This is a genomic window from Paracraurococcus lichenis (genome assembly GCF_030657435.1).
GTDB lineage: Bacteria > Pseudomonadota > Alphaproteobacteria > Acetobacterales > Acetobacteraceae > Paracraurococcus > Paracraurococcus lichenis.
Window position 1 is genome coordinate 1 of sequence record NZ_JAUTWS010000616.1, and the last position, 232, is coordinate 232.

A 232-nucleotide genomic window follows, 5' to 3' on the forward strand; every position below is an offset into this window, starting at 1 on the left:
CCGACGCCCACGCGCAGTGGAACAGCGTCGCCGACGCACTGCGCGAGCGGGCGCCGAAACTGGCTGAGCTGATGGACGAGGCGCGTGACGACGTGCTGGCCTACATGACCTTTCCCAAGGAGCACTGGGCACAGATTGCCAGCACCAACCCGCTCGAGCGGCTCAACGGCGAGATCAAGCGCCGCACGGATGTGGTCGGCATCTTCCCGAACGCGGCGGCGATCGTCAGGCT

The 232-nt window shown here is 67.2% G+C and carries 1 protein-coding gene; it reads left to right on the forward strand.

What is annotated here, in order from left to right; all coding sequences use genetic code 11:
• On the forward strand, positions 1-232 hold a 232-nt coding region (locus Q7A36_RS41450), incomplete at both ends, for a transposase (protein ID WP_305109570.1).